This is a genomic window from Nostoc sp. CHAB 5715, from assembly GCF_020829685.1.
In the GTDB taxonomy this organism is placed as follows: Bacteria; Cyanobacteriota; Cyanobacteriia; order Cyanobacteriales; family Nostocaceae; genus Nostoc.
In genome coordinates this window covers 1-7450 of sequence record NZ_JAIVFR010000301.1, presented here as the reverse complement: position 1 = coordinate 7450, position 7450 = coordinate 1, and the positions used below count along the sequence as shown (strand labels likewise).

Genomic DNA, 7450 nt, shown 5'->3' with positions numbered 1-7450 from the left:
GGATTTGAGGCTGGCGATTTTCATCAATATAGAAGAGTCCCAAGCATTGCATTTGCGCTAAACCATTCCTGGAGATAGTCTCAGAGGGACAAACTTGAACTTTAGTTCAAAGCAGGGAGAGGTTTGTCGAACTCACGTTTTTAAAAGTTTGTACCCATGTAATTGTCGGAACTTGCGATCGCCACAATAGTAGATAAAGGAACTTCAGCAAAATATTCTCGCTGAAATTGTTCTTCTCTAACAGCAGCTAAAAATCGTTCCACTGCTGCCTCAGCCAAGTTTTCTGCACTATCGCTTGGATGCCAGGTGATTTGCAAATAACGGTCTTGTCGTTTGACTGTGAACCCTAAATATTTTAAAGCTTTGATTCCTACAAGTAAAGTTTGGTCGGTGATGCCGATTTTCTCTAAAAGTTGAACGCGGGTAACTAGTTGATTTGTGCGACTGAGATATTTGGCAATTCCTACAAGAGTCAGCCAAATTTGATTGGGTGGTTGGAGGTTGGGTTTAGACCAAGCGATCGCTAGTTGTTGCGAACTACTTATCGTTAAACATCGCCGCAACCACGCGCGTAAATCATCCCAGTTTGTGGGACAATCTTCAAGCAAGAGTGGGGGAGAGACGCGATTAATCGCGTCTGTACTTGGGAGAGACGCGGTTAATCGCGTCTGTGCTTGGGAGTCAGAAGTGGGGAAGTTACGCCAGTCTAAGATGAGTGGGGTTAGCGATAGCGGGGCGTTTAGCCCATTCCGAGTGTTAAGTGCTGAGTTCACACTGGGACGCACGGCAATTAATCTGATTTCATAACGTTTTTTAAAGGTGTTATAGTCTAGTTCTGCTATGCAATCACACTTTCCTATGGGCAATTCATCTTTGTAGTGTCCCCACCATATACCAGGAAAAGCACTTGTGCTGGAATCATCCCGAATATCAAACTCGGTTTTAATGTACTGTACTTTTTTCCCTTGCCAATCCTGCTGATTGCGATGCCAAGAATTTTCAAACCAGCAGTTTTGAATTAGCAATTTCGGAACAGGATTACCCATTCCACAAGGTTCTAGCAGTTTCAGTTCCAAAAATAACTCTTTTCCCAAGTCTGCGACTGTTACCGTCAAGTCTGCTTGCACAGTTGGCGTTAGGGTTGTACTACCTAAAGATTGCCGCAACTGCTGATTAATCGCTGCTGTAAATAAAGGAATATTCTCTACTAACAAACTCAAACCTGCTGCAAAAGGATGTCCCCCAAAACGATGTAACAAATGTGCTTGGTCTTTCACCAGTTGGTATAAATCGACAGAATTCACCGAACGGGCGGAACCCTTTGCTAAGGGAGTAGGGAGTAGGGAGTAGGGAGTAGGGGCGGAATCTTCTTCCCCACTCCCCACTCCCGATTCCCCACTCCCTTCCGTACTTAACAAAATAGTCGGGCGGCCTGTTTCTTGTGCTACTTGTCCAGCAACTAGGCCCAAGACACCCGCAGGCCATTGGGCATCTTCTAGGACGATGACGCTGGTGGTTGATAAGTCTAATTGAGTAAGTTTTTGTGCTACTTGCGCTTGCACATCTTTTTGTAAAGATTTGCGGCGGGTGTTTGCGAGTTCTGTAACTTCGGCTAGTTCGTTACAACGTTTGGCATCTCGACTAGTTAATAATTCAACGCAAAAACTAGCATCGCCTTGGATGCGGCTAACGGCGTTAATTCTTGGCCCCAAACCGAAGGAAATATCTGTGGGGCGATCGCCACTTTTCTGGCACAATTCTAATAATCGCCCCACCCCCGGACGGCGACGCGCTGCTGCTGGCTGTTGAAAATCTGCTTGCAGTCGTTGAATTCCCATCTGTGCTAAATAGCGACAATCTCCACTTAACTGCACTAAGTCAGCAATTAATCCTACTGCTACTAAATCTAATAAATCCTCTAAGGGATGTTTTGCAATATTAGGCAAACTTTGATATAATGCTTCCACTAACTTATAAGCTACTGCTACCCCAGAAAGATTGAATAGTTGATGTTCTCTGGGCAAATAGCGAGGATTGATAATTGCTGCGACGGGTGGGCGTTCGGCAGGTAAGGTGTGATGGTCTGTAACTATTACGTCTATACCTAGTTGTTTGGCATAGATAATTTCCTCAATGTTTGTGCTGCCAGTGTCGCAAGTAACAATTAATTTGCAACCTTGTTTTGCTAAATTATCAATCCCTTGATTATTGAGTCCGTGAGATTCTTTCAGGCGATTGGGAATGTAATAAATTAACTGAGTATTTTGTTTAAAAAATTGCCCCAATCCATCCCAAAGTACAGATGTGGCGGTAATGCCATCAGCATCAAAGTCTCCCCAAATGGCAATTTTTTCTTTGATGTTATATGCTTGTTGCAACCGGGCGATCGCTAAGTGCATTTCTTGCCCAAAGTCAAACGGACTCGCTGGTTGATAAGCTTTGTGATTAATAAAAGCTGTTAATTGTTGACGATCTTTAATTCCCCGTTGCCACAACAATTGTGCTGCATATATTCCACTTGATGCGGGTGTATGCTGTTTCACCGCTTGGATGAACCACTCCGGGGGGTTTTCGGTTGCTGCTATAGTCCACTGCTGTTGTTCTGGCATAAAAGAAAGTTAAGAGTTAGGAGTTAGGAGTGAGAAGTTAAAAATTGGAAACTGAAAAGTTAGCAGGGCTATTTCGTTCTAGACAGAAACCGCCCAGAACTGAAGTTCCGGGCTAATAGCTAAAGTCCGTTAAAACGGACTATAACTTTTTCTCAGTCGTCTTTAGACGACTTTCGCTATTAGACTCAGAATTCATTCTGAGGCGGACTAGATGAGAATGAAATAGCCCTGGAAAAGTTAGAGGCTATTTATAAACAAAATATTAAGTAGAGTGTGTTACGGCAAAAAGTGACTATATATATAGCAGTCCTAAATCATTTGTGAAAATTATATATCTCTTTCTTCTTTCTTCCCTTTGCGCCCTTAGCGTACTTTGCGGTTCGTTTTCTTATTTATATTTTTCACGAGTCAAATAGGACTGCTATAGCAATTCTCATTTGAATGAGATACACCCGTAGGGACATAGCAATGCCGTCTCTCTTGGAGCATTTTATAAATGGTTTCTTAAGAGTTTTAACTCCTAACTCATAATTCCTAACTCCTAACTTTTGTTAAATTAATGATTGATCCTCGGTTGTTTGAGATTCACTTGCTAAAGGGTTGAGAACTACTTCATTGGCGACGCTATCGGGTTTGCGGGCGCGAATTGCTGGACGCGATCGCCTATAACCTGCTCTTTCAGCTTTTTGGTGTTCGTAATCAATCAATCTACCATAATATTCATGCTTGCTTAAATTCATCGATAAGAAAATATGCTGGCGGATATTACCAAAACCTTTGCGGTTAAAAAACTTTAACGCTGAAGTATTGGTAGGATCAGTATCTACCAGCATAAACCGCGCCCCATCTTCAATCATCCGGGCGACGACTTTATCAACCAACTTGTCTGCTACTCCCCGACGCTGATACTTCGGGCTAACTCCTAGCCATAAAATGTATCCATAAGTCCAAGATGCTTTGGTGATGATGGTTCCCAAAATGAATCCTGCTAATTCCCCGTCTGTTTCAGCCACAAGACAGTATTCTGGATCTGTATTGTACAGTCCAATTACTTCCCATTCGTCCCAAGTGCGGTATAAATAAGGATATAAATCGCTGGTAAATAACCCTTCTCCCAAGTGGTAAATGGGAGCAATGTCATCAATTCCTAATTCGCGGACATAAATCGCTTCAGTTTCGTCAAAGCTTGACATAAATTTAGAAGTTGTAATTTCTTTATACCCTTATTGGATTTTACAAACATCCTCTAATCTATCAATATGCTTGGGTTAAGAAGAATAGTAGGTTTGGTTGAGTGTAAGAGGATGTTTGAAAAGTATTTTTCGTAATACCAAAGCCTCGCAAACCTAACCCCCCTAGCCCCCTGGCCCCCAGGGCTGATTCATTCCATTTCAAACAGGATTTGTCAAGATGGTTAGCAAGAAAATTGTAAGTAAGCGTGACGAAGAGATGAACATTTAAGCACTGAAATATCAGTAAAATAGTTGGTTTCATCGGCACGTCGGTAACAAAATAACTAATTTTTAATCGCTAGAACCCTTGATTTTTAAAGCTCTTTGGGGAATGAATCAGCCCTGCCCTGGCCCCCCTTCCCTACGTTCGCGCAGCGTCTCGAAGAGAGGGAATGGGGGTTTCAAAGCCCATTGGTTTCAACTTAACGTAAAAACTATGTCCCGCAAGGAACTGAAGTTCCTTGCTAATAGCGAAAGTCATCTGAAGATGACTAAATATAGCCAAAAATCTTTAGTCTACTTTAGTAGACTTTAGCTAAAAGCCAAAGAACTTTAGTTCAAGGCGGGTGAGTCAAGCCGAAAGTTTTGCTATTTATAGCTTAAGTTGACACCAATGTTCAAAGCCTCTCTCCGCTTGCCTAACGGCAGGCTGACGCCAACGGGGAGAGGAATGGAAGCGGGGTTTATAATATAGTTTACGACTTTTCAAACATCCTCTAAAAGTTTTCCAACAAAGCCTTGATAATGTTGGGTTACCCTACGGGGATCTTGCTACATTCCTCAAACGCCACTTGCTACCCTGCGGGAACGTTAAAAGCGAACAAGTCGGGAAACCGCAAGGGCGCAGTGGCTCCCCAACCTTGTATCTTAGAAACAGATACCTCGAAGTCGTGTTGAAGCACTTGAAAGTCGTGTTGAGGTACTTGAAAGTCGTTTTGAGGTACTTGAAAGTCGTTTTGAGGTACTTCAAAGTCGTGTTGAGGTACTTGAAAGTCGTTTTGAGGTACTTGAAAGTCGTTTTGAGGTACTTCAAAGTCGTTTTGAGGTACTTGAAAGTCGTTTTGAGGTACTTGAAAGTCGTGTTGAGGTACTTCAAAGTCGTTTTGAGGTACTTGAAAGTCGTTTTGAGGTACTTGAAAGTCGTGTTGAGGTACTCCGAAGTCGTGTTGGAGTACTTCAAACTTTGTCGCACCGCGATCAAGTACACAGGTGCGACGCCAGTTTTATTTTTTAGCCTTAACCCAAGCGTATTGCTCTAAAGTATAGGGTTTAGTGAGACTTCTTGAATGCTGTCAAAATTGGGCAATGAATCTTTCACTACTTCTTCAGTAGCTTGTGTGCGTAGTTTACCGTCGTAGGCATCGCACCTTTTAGCAAACTGACAATAATCACAGGTTTTGCTACCTTCCACCACTTGCGGAAACTGCTGGTTATTTTGGTAATTTTCTAGCCAGATAGTTAACTGGCTTAACAGATGATTGAGTTTCTTTGCTATTTGTGTATGTTGAGCAGTATTGTAATTAAATTTAATATTTTGTGGTTTGCCCTCAGATTGGACAAACCAGTAAGTCATCGAAATATTTTCTGGCAAATAGTCGCTAGTTTCTGCCAATACATACAGATAAAGCCGTGTTTGCCAGTTGGATTCTAACTTGCGTTTATTGGGTGGCTTAGGATAAGTTTTCCAGTCGAGAATTTGCGCTTGTTGGTTATCTGCAATCAATAAATCATAGACAACCGTCAACAAATAGTCCTGAACTTGCAGAGTTCGGTAGTGTTCACTTTCACGGAAAGTTTGATTATCAGATGCAGGCGTTAAAATTTCTGGGGCTGTATCAGCAAAAGCTAGCATCCAGCTTTGCAGTTTAGCATCTGCTTGCAGGAAACTATCAATTGGCAGACCCATTTCTCGCTGCTGCATTAGCAAGTGAAAGCGACTACCCAAAGTTTGCCGTTCTTCTTGTTCTGGATTTGAGGGGGAATTGAGTTGTTCTAGGTAAGTATGTTGGAATTTACGCGGACAAGCTTCTAGTAAGTTCAGTTGTCCTTGAGACAGTCGCAGTAGTTGAGTGGGAGTTGACAGCATTCTTCTATTTTAGAAGCAAATTATAATCTGTAACTCAACTTTGGCAGACTATCTGTAAAAAACAGGTATTTTTTACTGCCTTCACAGATAGTTTTCATGTCTGCTATTTCAACTCGTCCTTATCTACATCATCGTGGTTATTGGAATATTTAGTTTTTCCTTGGGACTTGATTGAACCAAAGCTGTAGGCCATAGCTATTTTAACTATGTCAAAATATGCTGGGTGATTAGCTTTGTTAACAATTGCCAAAGAGATTGACCCTGCCACTAAGATAACTAAAAGTGGCGAAAGTGTTTCTCCCCCGGAGGAGTTGCTGTTGTTTGACATGATATAATCTCCTAGTGGAAAGCCTTGGGGTAACTTGCATTTAACCCAAAAAAGTTGCTTAAACTTCACTACGAACCTAAAATTGCAATTTTGTTGCTGATGAAGAGGTGAGGAATCAACTCCAAGACTCAACAATCATGGCGATCGCAAATAGACAAAACAGAGATACTGCTATCCTCTCAAAGCATATCCATAGATTTGTGGATAACAGCATCCCAACTATTGAAACAGCGCTAAAAACGTGAGACAATACAAGAGCGATCGCCAAACCCAGTAGAGTCAGCAGAAAATACTTGAGTCCCTGACAAAACCACTTGAATAGTAGATTTTCATCATCTTTGAGATTGATTTTCATAGTTTTTGTCCTGTTTTGAGAGTTAAATCTAAGCAGCAGCTAGGGCTACCTTGACTGTCCTAAAAAAAGAGCCAATACTTGAAAGCACGCAGCAGTCCTACAAAACCTGAATCAGGTTTGAATACCAACAACAGTGGTTTTGGTATTTACAAATGGTGAAAGTAAACTTTTAAATGAATTGCAAAGATAATTTTGCAATTCATTGTCAGGCGCTCAATGCTCGTGATGATGCATAATAACGCACACTACGCGCATCAACCCCTAAAATGCAATTCCTACAGACAACAGACTTTGAATGCTTGTCTTTTTCAAAATCGATTAACGGTTCCAGCTTTTGCCTTTACCTTTTCCTCACTAAGTTTGGGTGATTCAACCGCAAACTTACTAAGTTCCCCAAGTTACCTGTGTTAAACTCACTATAAAGTAACTCAGTTACCTAGTCAAGTAAAACTGAGAAAATTATTTAAAAAATACTGACTCAATAACGTATTTTCATCATCAGACAATAGTTCAAGCGTCACCTGGGCAGATTAAGTTCTCACCTAGTGAGCTAACATTGGAGTGTAGTTTGTCATAATGTGTGTATGAGTGAGATTCCCAAAGACTTTCTTTTGGCTTTAGCCCAAGAACGAAGTCTGTCTAGCAGTGAGCTAGAGGTATTGTTATATGCTGTTCAAGACAAATCGCCAAATGCGATCGCCAAAGAATTGGGTATCAGCGCCGAGGCAGTACGCAAAAGATTGAGCGAGGTTTATAAGAAATTCCAAGTTAGTGGCAGTGGGCCTGGGAAGCTCACCAAGTTACAGCAAGTTATTGAAAGTGAGTATCGCGCATCTTCAG

7 protein-coding genes are annotated in these 7450 nt (G+C 41.6%); 2 read left to right on the top strand and 5 right to left on the bottom strand.

Annotation, left to right across the window (positions count from 1 at the left end; translation table 11 throughout):
* Nucleotides 1-140: 140 nt before the first annotated feature.
* Both LC574_RS17715 and LC574_RS17710 read right to left on the bottom strand, forming a co-directional pair.
* Nucleotides 141-2609, bottom strand: coding sequence for a DHH family phosphoesterase (locus LC574_RS17715; RefSeq protein ID WP_229454718.1), 2469 nt, complete (start codon nucleotides 2607-2609; stop codon nucleotides 141-143).
* A gap of 551 nt (nucleotides 2610-3160) precedes the next feature.
* Nucleotides 3161-3802, bottom strand: a complete 642-nt coding sequence (locus tag LC574_RS17710) for a GNAT family N-acetyltransferase (RefSeq protein ID WP_229454717.1) — start codon at nucleotides 3800-3802, stop codon at nucleotides 3161-3163.
* 929 nt (nucleotides 3803-4731) lie between these two features.
* Between LC574_RS17710 and LC574_RS17705 the strand changes: the two genes are divergently transcribed.
* Nucleotides 4732-5100 (top strand): hypothetical protein, encoded by a 369-nt coding sequence (locus tag LC574_RS17705; protein WP_229454716.1) that lies wholly within the window; start codon nucleotides 4732-4734, stop codon nucleotides 5098-5100.
* Here LC574_RS17705 and LC574_RS17700 read toward each other — a convergent pair.
* From LC574_RS17700 to LC574_RS17690, 3 genes are all read right to left on the bottom strand, one after another.
* A complete protein-coding gene (locus LC574_RS17700; protein ID WP_229454715.1) occupies nucleotides 5097-5927 on the bottom strand; it encodes a PD-(D/E)XK nuclease family protein in 831 nt (276 codons plus the stop codon). The two genes, LC574_RS17705 and LC574_RS17700, sit on opposite strands and share 4 nt — an antisense overlap.
* 103 nt (nucleotides 5928-6030) lie before the next feature.
* Complete coding sequence (locus LC574_RS17695; protein ID WP_229454714.1) at nucleotides 6031-6255, bottom strand: hypothetical protein; 225 nt, start codon at nucleotides 6253-6255, stop codon at nucleotides 6031-6033.
* A 115-nt stretch (nucleotides 6256-6370) separates the two neighbouring features.
* Nucleotides 6371-6610: a hypothetical protein gene (locus LC574_RS17690; protein WP_229454713.1), complete on the bottom strand. Its 240-nt coding sequence runs from the start codon at nucleotides 6608-6610 to the stop codon at nucleotides 6371-6373.
* Between the two features lie 584 nt (nucleotides 6611-7194).
* Between LC574_RS17690 and LC574_RS17685 the strand changes: the two genes are divergently transcribed.
* The coding region (locus tag LC574_RS17685) for a LuxR C-terminal-related transcriptional regulator (RefSeq protein WP_229454712.1) at nucleotides 7195-7450 on the top strand (256 nt) is incomplete at its 3' end.

Excerpts from the sequence above, each read along its gene's own strand:
- LC574_RS17715 (WP_229454718.1), bottom strand. The coding sequence starts at position 2,609 with ATGCCAGAACAACAGCAGTGGACTATAGCAGCAACCGAAAACCCCCCG.
- LC574_RS17710 (WP_229454717.1), bottom strand. The coding sequence starts at position 3,802 with ATGTCAAGCTTTGACGAAACTGAAGCGATTTATGTCCGCGAATTAGGA.
- LC574_RS17700 (WP_229454715.1), bottom strand. The coding sequence starts at position 5,927 with ATGCTGTCAACTCCCACTCAACTACTGCGACTGTCTCAAGGACAACTG.
- LC574_RS17695 (WP_229454714.1), bottom strand. The coding sequence starts at position 6,255 with ATGTCAAACAACAGCAACTCCTCCGGGGGAGAAACACTTTCGCCACTT.
- LC574_RS17690 (WP_229454713.1), bottom strand. The coding sequence starts at position 6,610 with ATGAAAATCAATCTCAAAGATGATGAAAATCTACTATTCAAGTGGTTT.